This window comes from Shewanella electrodiphila (genome assembly GCF_023283985.1).
GTDB classification, from domain to species: Bacteria; Pseudomonadota; Gammaproteobacteria; order Enterobacterales; family Shewanellaceae; genus Shewanella; species Shewanella electrodiphila.
The window spans coordinates 456,452-474,097 of sequence record NZ_JAKIKU010000003.1; the positions used below are offsets into that span (position 1 = coordinate 456,452).

General features: G+C 40.8%; 13 protein-coding genes. 1 reads left to right on the forward strand and 12 read right to left on the reverse strand.

The window, feature by feature from the left end; all coding sequences use genetic code 11:
• Positions 1 to 89: 89 nt before the first annotated feature.
• The 12 genes from L2737_RS07985 to htpX form a co-directional block, all read right to left on the reverse strand.
• Positions 90 to 1,406: a hypothetical protein gene (locus tag L2737_RS07985; RefSeq protein ID WP_248955366.1), complete on the reverse strand. Its 1,317-nt coding sequence runs from the start codon at positions 1,404 to 1,406 to the stop codon at positions 90 to 92.
• 26 nt (positions 1,407 to 1,432) lie between these two features.
• Entirely contained in the window at positions 1,433 to 1,981 is a 549-nt protein-coding gene (locus L2737_RS07990; protein WP_248955367.1) for a hypothetical protein, read from the reverse strand.
• A gap of 283 nt (positions 1,982 to 2,264) precedes the next feature.
• The gene (locus tag L2737_RS07995; protein ID WP_248955368.1) at positions 2,265 to 4,121 is read right to left on the reverse strand and encodes a bifunctional protein-serine/threonine kinase/phosphatase; all 1,857 of its coding nucleotides are present in this window, start codon (positions 4,119 to 4,121) and stop codon (positions 2,265 to 2,267) included.
• 115 nt (positions 4,122 to 4,236) lie between these two features.
• Positions 4,237 to 5,703: a NarK family nitrate/nitrite MFS transporter gene (locus L2737_RS08000; RefSeq protein ID WP_102529279.1), complete on the reverse strand. Its 1,467-nt coding sequence runs from the start codon at positions 5,701 to 5,703 to the stop codon at positions 4,237 to 4,239.
• An 11-nt stretch (positions 5,704 to 5,714) separates the two neighbouring features.
• On the reverse strand, positions 5,715 to 6,041 hold the full coding sequence (nirD, locus tag L2737_RS08005; protein ID WP_248955369.1) for a nitrite reductase small subunit NirD: 327 nt from the start codon (positions 6,039 to 6,041) through the stop codon (positions 5,715 to 5,717).
• Complete coding sequence (gene nirB / locus L2737_RS08010; protein WP_248955370.1) at positions 6,038 to 8,692, reverse strand: nitrite reductase large subunit NirB; 2,655 nt, start codon at positions 8,690 to 8,692, stop codon at positions 6,038 to 6,040. Before nirB ends, nirD begins: the two co-directional genes overlap by 4 nt.
• A 322-nt stretch (positions 8,693 to 9,014) precedes the next feature.
• On the reverse strand, positions 9,015 to 9,644 hold the full coding sequence (locus tag L2737_RS08015) for an ANTAR domain-containing response regulator (RefSeq protein ID WP_229368224.1): 630 nt from the start codon (positions 9,642 to 9,644) through the stop codon (positions 9,015 to 9,017).
• 59 nt (positions 9,645 to 9,703) lie between these two features.
• Complete coding sequence (locus tag L2737_RS08020) at positions 9,704 to 10,894, reverse strand: glycosyl transferase (RefSeq protein ID WP_248955371.1); 1,191 nt, start codon at positions 10,892 to 10,894, stop codon at positions 9,704 to 9,706.
• Positions 10,887 to 11,777, reverse strand: coding sequence for a uroporphyrinogen-III C-methyltransferase (cobA, locus tag L2737_RS08025; protein ID WP_248955372.1), 891 nt, complete (start codon positions 11,775 to 11,777; stop codon positions 10,887 to 10,889). The genes L2737_RS08020 and cobA overlap by 8 nt, the downstream gene beginning before the upstream one ends.
• Complete coding sequence (locus L2737_RS08030) at positions 11,777 to 14,626, reverse strand: nitrate reductase (protein ID WP_248955373.1); 2,850 nt, start codon at positions 14,624 to 14,626, stop codon at positions 11,777 to 11,779. Before L2737_RS08030 ends, cobA begins: the two co-directional genes overlap by 1 nt.
• Before the next feature lie 387 nt (positions 14,627 to 15,013).
• Positions 15,014 to 15,349 (reverse strand): tetraheme c-type cytochrome CctA, encoded by a 336-nt coding sequence (gene cctA, locus L2737_RS08035; RefSeq protein WP_102529272.1) that lies wholly within the window; start codon positions 15,347 to 15,349, stop codon positions 15,014 to 15,016.
• Positions 15,350 to 15,635: 286 nt separating this feature from the next.
• Positions 15,636 to 16,499 carry a protease HtpX gene (gene htpX, locus L2737_RS08040; RefSeq protein WP_102529271.1) on the reverse strand — a complete coding sequence of 288 codons (864 nt, stop codon included), beginning with the start codon at positions 16,497 to 16,499 and terminating at the stop codon, positions 15,636 to 15,638.
• A gap of 393 nt (positions 16,500 to 16,892) precedes the next feature.
• On the opposite strand from htpX, the gene pepE reads away from it, so the two are divergent.
• Positions 16,893 to 17,603, forward strand: a complete 711-nt coding sequence (gene pepE, locus L2737_RS08045; protein ID WP_248955374.1) for a dipeptidase PepE — start codon at positions 16,893 to 16,895, stop codon at positions 17,601 to 17,603.
• Positions 17,604 to 17,646: the final 43 nt, after the last annotated feature.

Here is a 17,646-nt window from a genome sequence, read left to right on the forward strand (position 1 = left end):
TCTTGTTAAATATTATCAAGGTAGATATGTAATAACTATTAGCCTAACGGGTGTTTTTACTTACTCCAATAGACGAAAGTATTACGATATTACATGCCTTGGTTAACCGTAATGTTGTTACCCGCACCTGAGGTTACTGCAAATGAACTGTTACCATTACCTATTTGAGATACCGATACAGTACTACCTGAACTCATGTAACCACCAGCGAATGAAAGGTTGCCTTCACCTGTTTGAATAACTGAAACAGTGTTAGAGTCACCCATTATTGCACCAGCATATGATTCATTTAAATCACCAGTCTGAACTAAATCAACTGTAGAACCTAAATCATCAGTCAAAGTGAATGAATAGTTGTCATTACCAGCTTGAGTAACGTTAACCATATCGCCTGCACCGTACTGTTCATTTTCAGCAGTATTTAAATCACCAGTTTGGGTTAATGTTGCATGGTCACCAGCACCAAACTGTTGCGAAGAAGCCATGTTGCCTAAACCGCCAGGTGTAGAAGTTTGTACCACGGTAGCTGTATTATCAGTCCCTGATTGTGTCACCCCTGCCTCATTAGAATCTTCATTTTGAGTTACAGAAGCTTCATTATTATCACCTAATTGTGCAGTAACTGCGGTGTTCGCATTACCAGTCTGAACAACGGTAGCCATATTAGAGATAGAGAAATCTTGAGCAGTCGCTGCAATGTTATCGTTACCTGTTTGAGTAATGACTGCAGAAGTATCATCACTACCTGCACCTAACAAATGGTTGTCAGTTCGTTGCCCTATTAATGCATCATTACCTGAGCCAGTTTGATTAACAGTACCGACAGCAGCATTAGAAACAACTTGAACAATCGCAGCTCTATTAAAGCCAGAACCGCCACCATATTGATTAATCGTTGCCACAGCATTATCTGATTGAGTATTTACTGCAGCTGCATAATCATCATTACCGTACTGATTAATTGTTGAATTAGCTGTATCACCACTATCTTGAATAATACGACCCCAGTTGTTATCACCCATTTGAGTAACAGTGGCTGCTGCATCAAGGCCGTTATTAAATCTTTGTTCAACTGTTGCTAAGTTACCAGCACCAACTGACGTAATTGTCGCTGTTGCAGAATCTGTTGCGTCATGCTGATAAACACTACCCATATTTTCAGAACCATCTTGGGTAATAAAAGCATGTGAATTAGTGGTATCAGCTTGTTCAATACTTGCAACACTGTCAGAGCCGTACTGCATAATAGTCGCATCATTATCCATGCTATTTACGACTTGCGTTACGGTTGCAGACTGGTTCGTCCCCATCTGCTCAACCCATGCTTCATTATCATCGCTAGATGCATTAACAGAAGATGCTAAAACCGCTGCCGAAACAAGTATTGCTAATTTTGAATATTTCATGTCGTCTTTCCCTTTACTGAATTAAATTAAAGATTTCCTTGGGTTACTTGGTAATTCTTAAAAGCACCCACCTGATGAAACGTTATATCGTGATTTGAGCCTAATTGGTTGATCTCAATATTGTTATAGAAACCAGCTTGGGTTACTTCAGCATTGTTGTAATCTCCTTCTTGATATAAATCGATAGAAGAACCAACCCCACCTTGCCCAACAAACGCTGTATTATTTGTCCCTATTTGCATTATTTGTAATTCTAAATAAGCACCAGTTTGTATTACTTCTGCGCTATTTTCTTGCCCTTGTTGCTGTACATTAAGAAAGTTGCTTTGACCAAATTGATTCACGTTTGCCACATTACCTTGCCCAGACTGACTTACAATCAAGTCATTAGACCAACCAAACTGCGTAATTGTTGCCTCGTTAAACCCATGGGACAATTCATCAATCTCACTGATATCTTGACCTGCAAAACTCGGAAATGATAAGCACAATCCAACAGCACTTAATACGGCCATTTGAAACATACGAAAATTCGCATTATATCCATTGCAGATTGAACACTTATTCAAGGTCATGCTTCCTGCCTCCTTGTTTTTCGATGTATATCAATTATGACTTGATATATGAACTTTTAAATCCGCCCCGAGTATTAAAGGGAGCTATACCAATAGGTTAAAAAAATTCTCAACCCCCACTTTAGTACTAGACTGACAAATAGCACTAATAGAGATAACAAACTGTTATTAAAGACAAAAAAAATATTGAGTTACTTAAAGGGGATATTACGAAAGAATGAGGAAGAAACTATAGACGGCAAGAAGCATCGAACTTTATCAAACTCTATTGCATTCAAATAAGTCAACTTAGCAGTAAGTACATAACCCATATAAGCAGAGTTGCGCACGTACTTTGCCAGAACTTAATTGGGTTTCTTTGAATAAAAGGAATGAAGGTTTTAGAGTCGGTTTGACTGGGCGTAGTTAAGGCGTGAATGAACTCATTGGTGTCAACAAAACGTAATGATGGCTCAACTGATAAAGCCTTTTCTAATGCTTTATCCATCCACTCTGGCACCATAGGGTTGGTTTTATACACAGGCACATAGCATAATTTAACAAAATCATTTCGACTATGACACTTGGCTAATTGACCTTTAAAAGGTGGTTCACCCGCCAGCATTTCATAAGCTATGACTGCAAATGAAAATAAGTCTGCCCTACCATCTGATTGATAACCTAAGATCACTTCAGGCGAGGTATAGTCTGCGGTGCCAAGAATTTGATCGCGTTTAAGTGGTGTATTAATTTCAGCTATACCTTTTATATGGCAGGCGCCAAAATCAATAATTTTAACCACACCTTCACGAGTGATAAAGATATTGTCAGGTTTCAAATCTTGATGAAGGGTTTCTTTACGGTGAAACGCACGAATACCAGTTTCAATTTGTTTTAATAACTGCAGCACATCTTCAACTGGGCCACGTTGATGCTGCACCATCCAATCGGCGAGGCTTAACCCTTGTAAGTATTCAGTAAGATAATATAACGCTGACTTATTCAGGTGGTGATCGACGACTTTCACCACATGTTGACTACTTATTCGGTGACCAATCCAACTTTCAAGCATAAAACGCTCAATATAAGCAGCATCATCAATATAATTAACCGATGGGGTTTTCATGCAGCGTTCTTCGCCCAGCTTATTTTGTACAATATACACCTGGCTTCGCTGACTTTGATGAAGCACCTTAGTGACTTCATAATCATCCAGCTTCATGCCAACCTCCATGGGTGGCGGAAATGGACGACTAGACAGTTTTTGATATACATCATCGATAGCTTGGGTGGGCAATTGTTTTATGCTGATAAGTTGTGCACTTAAATTATCGCCACTGTCCAACTCATAAGCTTTATCGACTAGGTTTTGACAAAAGGTTTCACAGGCATCATCTGTTAATAAAGGGCTACTCTGTTGAAATTTTACTAAACTTTTTAATAATTCATGATCGGTCACCACATCATGAATTCCATCCGTGGTTAGCAAATATATGTCATCAAGTTCAATATTAAATTGTTTGTAATCCACCTCTAGATTGACATCCATCCCTAACGCACGGGTTAAGTAACTGGTAAATTCATTAACAGAAGTACTATGATCGCGGCTAAGTTTAACAAGTTGACCTTGGCGAAAACGATAAATTCTTGAATCACCAGCATGTAACATGTGCGCCGAGCAAGATTTAAATACTAATGCGCTGAAGGTACAAACGTAACCTTTACGCGCATCACGATAGTCTTGACCTAAACCATAAAGCCAGCGATTTAATGCTGTTAAAACACGGGTACTGGAAGTCAATACGCTCCAAGACTCAGGTGTTGAATAGTAATCAGCGATAAAGTTAGACACACTAATAGCGGATGCCTTAGCACCACCTTCAGCCGCACTCACTCCATCGCTGATGACACTCACAATTCCTTTTGTCGTTAAGGTTAATCCCGTAGGTATTTTAATCCCAATTGCATCTTCATTTTCTGGTTTACGGCCTTTGCTCGACACTTGTCCAGCAAACACGGCTAATGCGCCAGAGATGGGTAATTGTTCTTGTTTTTCTGGGCTAGTTTGAATCGACTTAGATGTGATTTTAGAAAGGCTAGTCTCATGTTTTGTCATAGCATCAGTTTCAGACTCTACATTTTGTTTAAGATTCAATTGCATCTCAATCCTTTAAAAGTCTAACACCGTAGAGTGAATACAATACGGTGTTAGCTGTTGGTATAAAAGCTTAAACACTAGGGCCGGTTCAATGCTTTATGATGATTAACCTAGCGCTTTAGTTAACACTGATTAATGTCACCTCACCTTTTTCATTCACTTCTGTCATATGACCTTTAGGTTCTGCCATAAAGAATAAAGTGATAAACCCAAGTACGGCGCTCACAGCAATCACATAGAAAAAGGTTGATGTGGGTACCATCGAATAAACTGTCAGAAAGAATACTGCACCAACATTACCATATGCGCCTGTCATACCCGCAATCTGGCCAGTTAAACGACGCTTAATCAAAGGAACTGCAGCAAATACCGCACCTTCGCCACCTTGTACAAAGAAAGAACAAGCCATAACCACCACAATTGCAACTGGTAATGACCAAGTGCCATCAATTTGCCCGACGGCAAAATAACCCACCGCTAAACCCGCAGTTAAAATTAATAAGGTATTCTTGCGGCCAAACTTATCACTTAACCAACCACCGCCAGGACGGGACATTAAGTTCATAAAGGCATAGCTTGAAGCGACCATACCTGCTTGTGCCATACCCAAACCAAATGTTTCCGCAAAAAATAACGGCAACATAGACACCACTGCCAATTCAGAGCCAAATGTGGTGAAGTACAACACATTTAACACCGCTACTTGCTTAAATGGATAACGCTCAAATTCAGGCACTTCTTTAACAAAAATATCCTTGTTAACCTGATAAGTCTGATACAAATCGACAAAGAATACTCCTACCAACGCAGCATAAATAATGTTAGTGGTTTGCTCATCTAGCATACTGACGCCAGCAGGAGAAAGCTTCCAAGCAAGTAACGCAAGGGTTGCATACATAGGGATTTTCATGAAGATCAGTAAAGCAAAATCACCTTTACTGGTGACTTCCAAGCCACCCGCTTTTTTAGGCTTAAAATAAGTCGAACCTTTGGGCGTATCGGTGACATTAAAATAATAAACAAAAGCAAACACTAAACTCATCAAGCCTGTTAGGCCAATGGCATAGCGCCAACCATCTTCACCACCAAAAAATATGGCGATAGCAGGTAAAGTAAATGCCGCTGCTGCACTACCAAAATTACCCCAACCACCGTAAATTCCTTCAGCAGTGCCAAGCTCTTTCGCTGGGAACCATTCACTAACGATACGGATCCCAATCACAAAGCCCGCACCGATAAAACCAATTAAAAAACGCGCTAAAGCTAACTGCTCAAAGGTATCTGCTACAGCAAACATAAAACACGGTATCGAGCATACACCCATTAACACTGAGTAAGTGAGCCTAGGGCCATATTTATCCGTCACCATACCAATGATAATTCGAGCTGGAATCGTTAACGCCACGTTTAAAATCAGCAGGGTCTTTATTTGTGATGTAGTCAGACCTAAGGTATCTGCAATCACACTGAGTAAAGGCGCAGCATTAAACCAAACTACAAAGGTGATAAAAAAAGCCATCCAGCTTAAATGCAGCGTTTTCATCTTGCCCGAAAACGAAAATAAGTTAAATTTTTCAGCACTCATATAAAGGCCCCTTATGACTTAGCCAAGATCAGAACTTGGCCAGCTTCTTTTTTAATTTCATAGGGAGAAGCCACTAACGCTTCATCTTCGATACAAATACCCGTTTCAAGGCTGTAATGTTGTTTATAAAGCGGTGATGCGACACATAACACCCCTTCCATATCACAAACTAATCCTCTCGCTAATAAGCTAACGCCAGTAGCAGGGTCAACATTATCAATGGCATATAAACCATGTTGACCTAAATCAAATATTGCGACGGCTTTTCCTGCAACCCAAGCTGCAACACCGGTTCCTTGAGGCAAAGTAGACTCATTACACACGTTTACCCAACTCATACTAATTCCTCCGCTACCGCTTGCTCGTTTTGTTCAGTGGTGATGTCTTTAATCGCAATATTTCCGGCACCTGAAGATTCAGGGCTTAACGGGAAACGCTGATCACGAACTCGTTCATATAAGTGTGTTTCACCATCAGGTTTAGCATCAGGGTTTACGAACTCATTAAAGCGAGATAAAAATTCTGGCTTTTCAAGACTGGTCTTCCATTCACACTGGTAGGTATCAGAGACACTATTCATTTGTGCATCAAGTTCTGCAGCAATGCCTAGGCTATCTTCAATTACGACTGACTGCAGGTATTCAAGACCACCTTCTAACGACTCCATCCAAACAGATGTACGTTGAAGCTTGTCTGCCGTTTTAATATAGAACATTAAAACGCGATCAATGTATTTAACTAAGGTTTCGGTATCTAAATCTGTAGCAAATAAATCACCATGGCGTGGGCGCATTCCGCCGTTACCCGCGACATACAAGTTCCAGCCTTTATCGGTTGCAATCACACCGATATCTTTACTCTGCGCTTCGGCACATTCACGAGTACAACCCGAAACAGCAAACTTAATCTTATGAGGACTACGCAGGCCTTTATAACGATTCTCTAAATCAATCGCAGTACCAACTGAATCTTGAACACCATAGCGACACCATGTGCTTCCCACACAAGATTTAACCGTTCGCAGTGATTTACCGTAGGCATGACCTGTCTCAAATCCTGCATCAATGAGCTTATGCCAAATAATCGGCAAGTCTGACAATTTTGCGCCAAACATATCAATACGTTGACCGCCAGTAATCTTAGTATATAAGTCAAATTCTTTTGCAACAGCGCCAATAGCAATTAAGCCATCTGGCGTGATTTCACCGCCCGCGACACGTGGCACAACGGAGTAAGTACCGTCTTTTTGTAAGTTACCTAAATAGGCATCATTAGTGTCTTGAAGCTGCACATGACTGCTTTCTTGGTTTAATACATATTTGTTTTGTAATGAAGCAAAGATTGAAGCAGCAGCAGGCTTACAAAGGTCGCAACCAAAAGTCGTTTGCTGACCTGTTGGGGATTTTTTACCATGCTTGGTAATTAAGGTATCAAAATCAGTAATATTCTCTACCTGACATAAATGATAAAGCGACTGTCTATCATGCTCAAAATGTTCACAAATACCGGTGTTACATTCTACACCTTCAGCAATTAATGCTTGATCCATTACTTGTTTTACTAGCGCTGAACAACCACCACAACCTGACGCTGCACGTGTACAAGATTTAATTTCAGCAATGGTGTGATTGCCTTCTTTCACTGAATTAACAATGTCAGCTTTAGTCACTTGATGACAAGAACAAATGATTGATGTGTCTTTTAATTCAACAGCAGATTCATCACCTGTCATCAGTAATTCAACCGCATTACCTTCAATTTCATCTTGTGAAAGGTAACAATCTAATAGACGGTTATAATCGCTGTTGTCACCAACAAGCACAGCACCTTTCAAATACTTGCCAGTTTCGTCTAGCCACAGCTTTTTATAAATCCCAGATTGGTTATCTGAAAGCTCAACAAACTGCGCATTTTCAAAGCCGCGACTTTCACCAATTGCAGCAACATCCACACCCAGTAATTTAAGCTTGGTGCTCATGTCTGCGCCAGTAAATGTCGTCGTTGAATCTACCTCATTAGCACTGGCTGCGATATGTGACACTGCAACACGCGCCATTTGATAACCTGGTGCAACTAGGCCAAAAATACGATTCTGCCATAATGCACATTCGCCAATGGCGTATACGTCTGGTGCAGAAGTTAAGCAGTTATCATCAATGGTAATACCGCCGCGCTCGCCCATGGCTAAACCACTTGAACGCGCTAATGCATCCTGGGGGCGAATACCGGCTGAAAACACAATCATGTCGGTTTCCAGGAAAGTGTCATCATTAAATGTCATACGGTGCATGGCTGACTCGCCATCAACAATCGCCGTCGTCGCTTTTGAAGTATGAACAGAAACACCCAGCTCATTAATTTTGCTTTTCAGTAAATCGCCAGCTTTGTCATTTAACTGTACAGGCATTAATTGCGGTGCAAACTCAACAACATGAGTGGTCACACCCAATGCCATAAGCGCATTTGCGGCTTCTAACCCTAATAAGCCACCACCTACAACCACACCCACTTTAGACTGGCTGGCTGCGGCTTCAATATCTTGTAAATCTTCAATGGTACGATAAACCACACAGCGTTCACGATCATTACCGTTAATCGGCGGTACAAAAGGATATGAACCCGTTGCCAACACTAAGCTGTCATAAGTGCTTGTTACGCCATCTTCAGTAGTAAGGGTTTTATTTGCTGTATCAAGTGCTGTAATACGGGTTTCGAGGTGTAATTTTACGCCCCAATCTTGATAATCTTGCGCACTTGTCAACATCAGCTCATCAGCGCTGCCGGTTTCAAAATACTTAGATAACTGCACACGGTCATATGCTGGACGTGGCTCTTCACCAAAAACTTCAATATCAAATTGATTTTGTAAGCCTTGAGTGCATAACTGCTCAATAAAATGGTGCCCGACCATGCCATTTCCGATCACAACAAGTTTTGGTTTTACACTTGTCAGTTTCGTTGAATTCGACGTTCCTGTTGAATCAGCCATCGTAGGCTCCTTTTTTATTTTGAATTAAAAACAAAAAGGCGCCACTCTCTGAATAAACAGAGATGGCGCCTTTGCCTAAGATTCAAATTTTAAATTTTAAAAATATAAACTAAATAACATTCATGATGATAACGAATTCAAGTTCGAGTTATTCAGACGCCATTGCCTGCGTTAACACTCATCATGATTAAATTACTGATTACGCTTAACACTTTATGCTTTACCTAACTATTGCATTGACTACTGCATTGACTATGCCAATCAACAAATTAACTTAAGCTTCTGATTTTATGTGAAATATTAAAGCTTCCGGTTAACAACTTTACGCTTCTTTGTTCACCGCAGGAGCATTCGCACCAAATTGATGCATTTTCTTTGCCTCAAGTTGTTGCGCTGCAATAATGACTTGTTGTGCCATGTCAGCCAAACTGATGCTTTTACTCATTGCCTGTTTCTGAATTAATTCATGTGCTTGAGACTCAGAAAGTCCTTGTGTTTGTAAAAGTGACTTTGCTTTAGATAATTGCTTTAATCCAGTGCATTGCGCATCAAGCAGTTTGACTTTCTCCAGCATATTAGAGGCACTGTTAAAACGAATTTTAGCGAGGCCAACTAAAGAGTTTAATCGCTTTGGGGTCATTTTTTCTGGCACAAAAGTGACTCGACCACATTTCAGTAAATTCTCGAGATGCGTTTCATCCCAAGAGTATGCATTGACAATGATCGGCAACGCAGTACTTGCCAGTAGTCGTTCAATAAACACTTGCTGTAATGGTTGTAATGCCTCAGTGAAAAAAACCAAACATAAACCATTACCCTTCAAGGCTTGGCGCTCTAATTGACTCAATGATGTCATCTCGATACAAGGCTCTTCACTGCTCAGTTCAGACATGCAATCAATAAACAAATCTTCGTTTTTAAACGAAGGATCACGATAAACTAAATTAACCATGGGCTAGCTCCTAACTTTCTGGTTAAACAACAAATTTGATAACGTTAAGTTCAGTTGCTTCATGTTCTTTGTTCACAAAAATTTGCATTAGCATTGAACGAGAACATAAACATTTCATCAGGCTGACTGAATGTATTTTTCAAAGAGTTACTATTGTTACGAAGCAGCCAATCTTTGTTCGCTCTTTTTATCGATTTATCAATAGTTAATGAAGGCGACAATAAGACATAAACCAATGCCATAGTTGCAGTTATACTGCTGATTGCTTGCTGTAACTGTAAGTCAGTCAAATCAGTTTCTTCAATGTCAGAACCGCGCCATAGTTGTGCAAGTAAGTAAGCAGGTAAATCAGACTGACCGACTTTTGCACCAACAAAAGCTTCGAGTTGAGTGGGTAATTCAAACTGAGTGCTTTGAGGTAAAAATGTTGAACCTTTAGCACTAAAACGAAGCATGCTCACTTGAGTCGCTACTCGAGGATTTATTTCGGTTTCACCCTGCAAGCCTTTAAAAATCGCAATACTCGGTGGTTTACCTACTGCGCTAGGCAAGTGATATTCAGCCAATAATGATGCTACTTGTTGGTGCTGTTTATCTAAACCTGGATGAAAATAACTGCGTAAACTGAACGGCGAATTGGTTGGATTGATGCAGCGCACTGACATCTGGATCAAGCTGCGTAAACCTAATTCTTGATGCAAACGGCGACAATCATTTAATACCGGAACAATATCTGCTGAGTTAACGTATATGATCCCTGAACTAGCAAGATTGACTTTCGCTTGTTCGGCGGTAAAACAACGCGGGATATCTAATGCAGAAATAAATCCTTCAACATGTCGTCGGTGAGGCAATGATTGACTATCACCGTGTAAAATAATGGTTTGACCGTTTTTGGCTAAGGTTTTAGCCGCTAACAATAACCAAGGTAATTGCTCTCTTTTACCAGCATAAACGGGCCAGTCAATATCGGCCTTAATCGATTGCCATTCTGTGGGAACTAACTTTTTAAGTCCGCAAGCGACGCCCGCTAATTCTTCAATTGATTCACCACGAACCCGCATTAACATCATCGCTGCAGCCATTTGACTGTTTGAAACATCGCCTTTAGCAAATGCGGTTATCAGATGAGAAGCTTCAGCAAAATTTAAGCTGCGACTACCTTTGATGCCTTTACCCAATGTTTTAACTAATTTACGATGGTCAAAATCTTCAGATTCGAGCATTGCCTGTGTGTGTTGTTCAACCATTAACAACCTCTGCCATGTCATAACGGCCAAATGCATCTGCACTACGATCAATATTATCAAGTAATTCAGTCAGCTCTTGCCCTACTGCAACCACTTCACCAATAATAATTAACGTCGGGCCACTGTCTTTAATTAAACTGGCTTTGTCAGCCATATTACTCACGGTTGCAAACGTGACTAACTGATTAGGTCTGCCACCATTGGTAACAAACGCAACAGGTAATTCAGCTGGTGCATCGACGGCCATTAAGCCTTGCGAAATTGCAGTAGCTTGCTCTTTTCCCATATAAAATACGAGGGTCGATTCCGCAGCAAGTAATGCTTTCCACTGTGTGGGGGCTTGATGATTGCCTTCACTGATAAAACGAGTTCCTGTCACCAAAGTAACCGAGCGTGCTGTACCACGATAGGTTAATGGTATGCCAGTTGTTGATGCGCAACCTAAAGCCGCTGTTACCCCTGGAGTGAATCGACTGACAATGCTTTTTTTAGCAAGATATAACGACTCTTCAGCGCCGCGGCCAAAAATGTGTGGGTCGCCACCTTTTAAACGCACAACTTTTAATCCTTGCAGCGCAAGTTTTGCAAGTAAGGCATTAATATCATCCTGCTTGTAGCTAGGTTGGCCACAACGCTTTCCAACAAAGTGACGTTGGCAATCTGGTGACACTAAAGAAAGGATATCGCTACTGACTAAGCTGTCATAAACCAAAGCTTCAGCTTGCGATACAATACGCGCGGCTTTAATGGTCATGAGATCTAACTGACCACAGCCTGCGCCTACAATTTCGACTTCGCCAGCGCCTAAGGTGTTAGCACTCGATTCGTTAACAGAAGTGATAGCTTGGTTAAAATTCACTAACTGATTAAATGAATGGCTCATCACGCCACCTCCTCTTGTGTTGATTTACGTTGCTTTTGTTTGCCGTCAGTATCTTGATTGCTCAGCGCTGCAGTTTCTAAACCCATATCTTCAAGGCCAATCAACCAAATATCACTGGCACATTGCACAACTTCACTGTGGCAACTTCCGCACTGCTTACCGCAGCCAAGTGCAGATTGAGTCTCATTAAGCGCCGTATCAAAATCATCTTGGTTAATCGTTGCATTAACTTCTGAGCTGCGTTTACTGAACACCATATTGTCGAGCTTTTGCAGCATTGCATCTTGAATCTTTGCTTCAGTTACACCTGTACAAGCGCAAATTAATGGGCTGTTACCTGCTCTAATTAACTGATGTAACTGCTGCATTAATCCTGTATCCACTTCTTTGCCAATTAACAAATGCAAGGGTTCTAATGCCACCTCAACTTGGGTTTTACTTAATAATTTAAGTGATACCAGCAGGCCTTTATTGATGTTGCATTGAACATGAATAAGTTGCTGGCTAATTAAGCTAACCGTCCACTTTAGTGAATACGCAGTTGATTGGAATGCAAAACCTTGTTCAGCATCAGCAAACGCAATGTGGTAACACTCCCCAGTTGAAAGCGTATGCTGAACATTCCAACATGCACCTTTAAACGCTGGGTCATGCTCACCAAAAATAACCCCCTGTAAAGCTGTTTCAACTTTTGATATAGAGACGGTTTGACATTTAAATGCGGGTTGCTTTGAAACAGGATCGTAAGCACTGGATAATGCTTGATTCACGCCTAGGCCAATTGAAAACTGTGAAGACCAATGCATTGGCATAAAGGCGATTTCAGGTGCTTGGTTATCATCAGTTACTACCCTTGCTGAAGCATGTTTATTGCTGTCATTAAAACTGATTAAGTCACCTTCAGATAAGTTAAGCTCTTGAAGTTTAACTGGATGTATTGCAATGAATGGCTCAGGAATGCTGGCGCGTAAACTGGCTATATGCCCCGTACGAGTCATGGTATGCCATTGGTCACGGCTACGACCACTATTCAGTTTAACCTGATGTTTACTGACAATTTCTGTGGATTGGCTGTCATTGGTAGCGATAAATTGTGCTTTATTGCTGGCGGTTGAAAACGTCCCAGTTTGAAAGACCCTTTGATTGGATTGCCCAAGCTGTGATGGCGTTGATATAGGCCATTGGGTTGGCAATAATGCATCATACTGCGCATCGGTTAATTCGCTCATGCCTGTTAAATCAAATTGTTTTTCAGGAAAGCGAGCTTTGACTGTTTTTGATAATTGCGAAAATTCTTTAAATACAGCAGCACTATTGCTAAATTTAAATGCGCATTCAAAACCCATTAATTTACCGACTTCAGCCAATGCCCACCAATCTGCTTTGGCTTCTCCTTTAGCTGGAATAAAGCCGCGCTGACGAGTAATCGTTCGTTCACTATTGGTGACTGTGCCACATTTTTCTGACCAACCTAACGCAGGAAGTAAAATATCAGCTTCCTTAGCCGTTGCAGCATCTTGCGTAATGTCAGACACCACCACAAAAGGACAAGTATCAAAAGCTTGTTTGATTTTTGCAGTATTAGGTAAAGATACTAATGGGTTTGTTCCCATAACCCATACCGCTTTAATTTTACCCTCTGCCATCGCATCAAAAAGCTCAACAGCGGTTAAGCCCTTTTCTGTTGCAATCACACTTTTGGTATTATTTACCTGCCAAAAGTCTGCGAGTAATTCACGTTCTGGAGCTGAAAAGCCCATATGACAAGCAAGTTGTGTGGCTAACCCGCCAACCTCACGTCCGCCCATTGCATTAGGTTGACCTGTGAGCGAAAAGAAACCACTGCCGGGCTGGCCAATATGACCCAATGCCAAATGACAGTTAATCATCGCATTGGTGGTATCTGTTCCTGAAAGTGTTTGGTTAACTCCCTGACAGCTCGCTGTCATCACTTTATCGTTGCCAATAAAGAGTTGGTAAAAATAAATAAGCTCACTACTTGTAAGGCCTAACTCTGTAGCAAGGCTGTCAATGTCATAACTGAGTTTGTCTTTTGACAAGTGCGCAAGAAGCTCATCAAACCCTTGTGTGTGGGCTTCGACATAATTTGAATCTGTCGCATCGTTATCCACGATAAATTGCAATAAACCATTGAACAATTTGCAGTCTACACCTGGCGTAATTTGGAGGTGTAAATCAGCTTGGCTAGAGGTGGCTGTTTTCGCGGGATCGATAACCACAATTTTAGTGCCCCGTTGTTCGCGGGCTTTTATCATGCGTTGAAATAATACAGGATGAGTCCACGCACTATTAGCGCCAACTAACACAATCACATCGGCTAACTCAAAATCTTCATAACACCCTGGCACAACATCTTCGCCAAATGCACGCATGTGGCCACTCACAGCAGAAGACATACATAAACGGGAGTTAGTATCCACGTTTGCAGTTCCAATAAATCCTTTAGCGAGTTTATTGGCAACATAATAATCTTCAGTGAGTAGTTGTCCTGACAGATAAAATGCGACCGAATCAGGTCCGTGCTCAGCAATGGTTTGCGTAAATGTTTCAGCAATTGTGCTTAACGCTGAATCCCAGGAAGTCGGTTTACCCGATTTAAGTTTTGGGTAACGTAAAGTATTAGGTTGAACCAAGCTTTCAAGAAGGCGTTCGCCTTTAGCACAAAGCTGACCTTTATTGGCAGGGTGAGCTTGATCGCCAAATAGTTCATCAACAGATTTTTGCGCCTCAGCAGCAGGTAAACCCATTTTATGCGAGCCTGAATTTAAAGAAACAGTAACGCCACAGCCTACTCCACAATAAGCACAACTCGATTGGATATTAGACATGCAACTTCCCTTTACTGACAAAATGTTATGTCAATAACATCGCAAAAGTTGTGCCAATTACTAAGGTTATGATTTAACTGTGGTTTAACAAAAGGAAATCTAGGAAGTACCGAGAAGTGTGCAACTCAAGTGCATTATTTTGCACCAAACCTGCGCAAGCTATTGAAAACAAATGAATTTAAATACCTCTTTAGGGGTAGTTAAATTCATAGCATTAGTCATATCTAGAGCAAAAAACCTCATCACAATAACCAGCTTAAGATTAATAGGCATAAAAAAACGCCAACATCTGTGGCGTTTTTTACACTATCTCGCATCGTTCTGTACAAGCGCTCTTATATAAGCAATATGTGTTTCCGATGTAAAATAGCAGTCGATTCATCTCATTTACTGAGCAGAACGTCCATCATCATGACAACTGTCACATGTTGGCACATCACCAACATTCATGTCATGAGGTGCGTGACAATCGGCACACATTAACATTCCATCATGTGGTGCGTGATTATCATCCATTTCAGCAAGTGTTCCGTGACAGCTTTGGCATTGTTCAAACTCATACTCACCATCAGCTGATGGTTCGCCGTCAGCATGACAGCTTTCACATCCACCCATTTCGGCGTGGAAATCTGCTAGATTTTCATCAGCAGCAAAAGCATTCGATGACAATGTTAATACAGCAAGAGCTGCTGCAAACAATGCGACAAGAATTTTATTGCTCACTATAGTACCCTCCATTTGTGATAATCGAGAAAGTAATCATCAAGTCACTTTTTCGATATCGGTTATCAGCACGACATTTATTTGCTCATTATAAACTTAGCTAACACTGGTTGATTTAGCAACAGCAAGCGCAACCACTTAAACCTAACAACCAGCTCAACCCTTTAATATGCGTTACTTTATGTATCCGCAAGATTAAAGTGGTCATTATTCTACTCGTTCAAGCGCAAATTGAAAGCAATAAAAAAGGAGCCTTCAGGCTCCTTTTTTTAGATATATTAAGATATTAACTGTTTTTAAGCGCGCTAATACGCTTATCTAATGGCGGATGGCTCATTAGAAACTCAGCCATTGAACGTTTACCATTAATACCTAAGGCTGACATTTGTGCTGGCATAGCGCCTGCTTCTGGGCCTGTTTTTAAACGCTCTAATGCAGCAATCATTTTATGCTTACCAGCTAGTTTTGCAGCGCCTTCATCTGCCTTAAATTCACGAATACGTGAGAAGTAAGCCACGATCATTGATGCTAAAATACCAAATAACATGTCCATGACGAATACAACGGCCATATAAGCAAACATGCCTAGGCCTTCACCATCTTCACTGTTATTAGCAACAACGTTATTCACAATGCCAGCAACCACACGTGCAGCAAAAATAACAAACGTGTTCACAACACCTTGAATTAGCGTCAGTGTCACCATGTCACCGTTAGCTACGTGGCTAACTTCATGAGCAAGTACACCTTCGATCTCATCTTGAGACATACCGTAAAGTAAGCCTGAACTTACCGCGACTAATGCATTGTCTTTACTCGGGCCAGTAGCAAAAGCATTCATTTCCTGTGACTGGTAAATCGCCACTTCAGGCATTTTGATGCCAGCTTGCTCTGCTTGGCGAGCAACAGTTTCAACTAACCAGCGCTCAGTGTTATCACGTGGCGAAGTAATGACTTCACAACCCATGGTCTTTTTAGCCATCCATTTTGAAATAGCTAAACTGATGAATGCGCCGCCAAAACCGAACATCGCAGCAAAAATTAATAAACCGCTCATACTTGAAGTACTGACACCAAGTAGAGACATAACAATTGAAGCCACTAGCAAGATTGCTAAGTTAGTTCCAATCAATAACATAATACGTAACATTACAACTCCTATCTGGCACACATGCCACTTTACACTTAAATAGCTTGAACCAATCAGTTCGCGTTAATCGCGGTACTGTTTACACTCTTTCGAATTTCTTATTCAAACAATTGATGAACACTTAATGACATAATATGTCCTAAAAATCGTTTTTCAAGGGCAGGAAGTTAAAAATTGAAAATTAATTAACGACGATATAGAAAAATATCACAGCAAACCTTACCTAACCTGAATGTGTCGCTTGTTTGCCGCAGAGTCTAGGTAGCTAGCATTAATCTAATCTTAAAATTTACACCTAAGTCATTAGTTAAGTTATGGAAAGCGATTAATCTTTGTTAATATCGATATATACAAGAATAAAAAGTTAATAATTAACCAGTTAAGGATTTTTACATGGCTATGAATGCATTGATGTTAAGCAGTTCTCGTGAAGGCAATACCGATTATTTAGCCCATGCTATTGAGTACATCAAACCTTTGACAACTCATGCTAAAAAATGGGTCTTTATTCCCTATGCTGGCGTGAGTGTTAATTACGATCAATACCTTAGTATGGTCACAGAAGGCTTAGCTCCACTTAATATTAATGTGAGCAGCATTCATCAATACAGCGATCCTAAACAAGCCATAAAAGATGCTGATGGTATTTTAGTTGGTGGTGGTAATACTTTCCAATTATTAAACGAGCTATACCGCTACGACCTTATCCATTTAATCAATGAGCAAGTCTCAAATGGTAAACCTTATATTGGTTGGAGCGCAGGATCTAACATTACCGGCTTAAGTATTCGCACTACTAATGATATGCCGATTGTTGAACCAGCATCTTTTACTGGGCTTAAGTTATTGCCGTTCCAATTAAACCCTCATTACACTAATTACCAAGCCCCTGGTCATAATGGTGAAACGCGCGCACAGCGTTTACTCGAGTTCACTCTGGTTGACCCGATTACCCCAGTGATTGGCATTCAGGAAGGCACAGCCCTTTGGCGCCGTGGTGATACCTTAACGCTTGTGGGTGATAAAGAGGCATACTTATTTCACGGCAAGCAACAAGAAGTCGTTATTCCTGTTGGTAGTGATTTGAGCAGTTACCTTGATTAACATTAACAAGAATTGGAATAAAACAGTAACAAGTATCTGATTC

Bases quoted from the DNA above. Each gene is read 5' to 3' on its own strand.
- L2737_RS07985 (WP_248955366.1), bottom strand. From the start codon at position 1,406: ATGAAATATTCAAAATTAGCAATACTTGTTTCGGCAGCGGTTTTAGCA.
- L2737_RS07990 (WP_248955367.1), bottom strand. From the start codon at position 1,981: ATGACCTTGAATAAGTGTTCAATCTGCAATGGATATAATGCGAATTTT.
- L2737_RS07995 (WP_248955368.1), bottom strand. From the start codon at position 4,121: ATGCAATTGAATCTTAAACAAAATGTAGAGTCTGAAACTGATGCTATG.
- L2737_RS08000 (WP_102529279.1), bottom strand. From the start codon at position 5,703: ATGAGTGCTGAAAAATTTAACTTATTTTCGTTTTCGGGCAAGATGAAA.
- nirD (WP_248955369.1), bottom strand. From the start codon at position 6,041: ATGAGTTGGGTAAACGTGTGTAATGAGTCTACTTTGCCTCAAGGAACC.
- nirB (WP_248955370.1), bottom strand. From the start codon at position 8,692: ATGGCTGATTCAACAGGAACGTCGAATTCAACGAAACTGACAAGTGTA.
- L2737_RS08015 (WP_229368224.1), bottom strand. From the start codon at position 9,644: ATGGTTAATTTAGTTTATCGTGATCCTTCGTTTAAAAACGAAGATTTG.
- L2737_RS08020 (WP_248955371.1), bottom strand. From the start codon at position 10,894: ATGGTTGAACAACACACACAGGCAATGCTCGAATCTGAAGATTTTGAC.
- cobA (WP_248955372.1), bottom strand. From the start codon at position 11,777: ATGAGCCATTCATTTAATCAGTTAGTGAATTTTAACCAAGCTATCACT.
- L2737_RS08030 (WP_248955373.1), bottom strand. From the start codon at position 14,626: ATGTCTAATATCCAATCGAGTTGTGCTTATTGTGGAGTAGGCTGTGGC.
- htpX (WP_102529271.1), bottom strand. From the start codon at position 16,499: ATGTTACGTATTATGTTATTGATTGGAACTAACTTAGCAATCTTGCTA.
- pepE (WP_248955374.1), top strand. From the start codon at position 16,893: ATGGCTATGAATGCATTGATGTTAAGCAGTTCTCGTGAAGGCAATACC.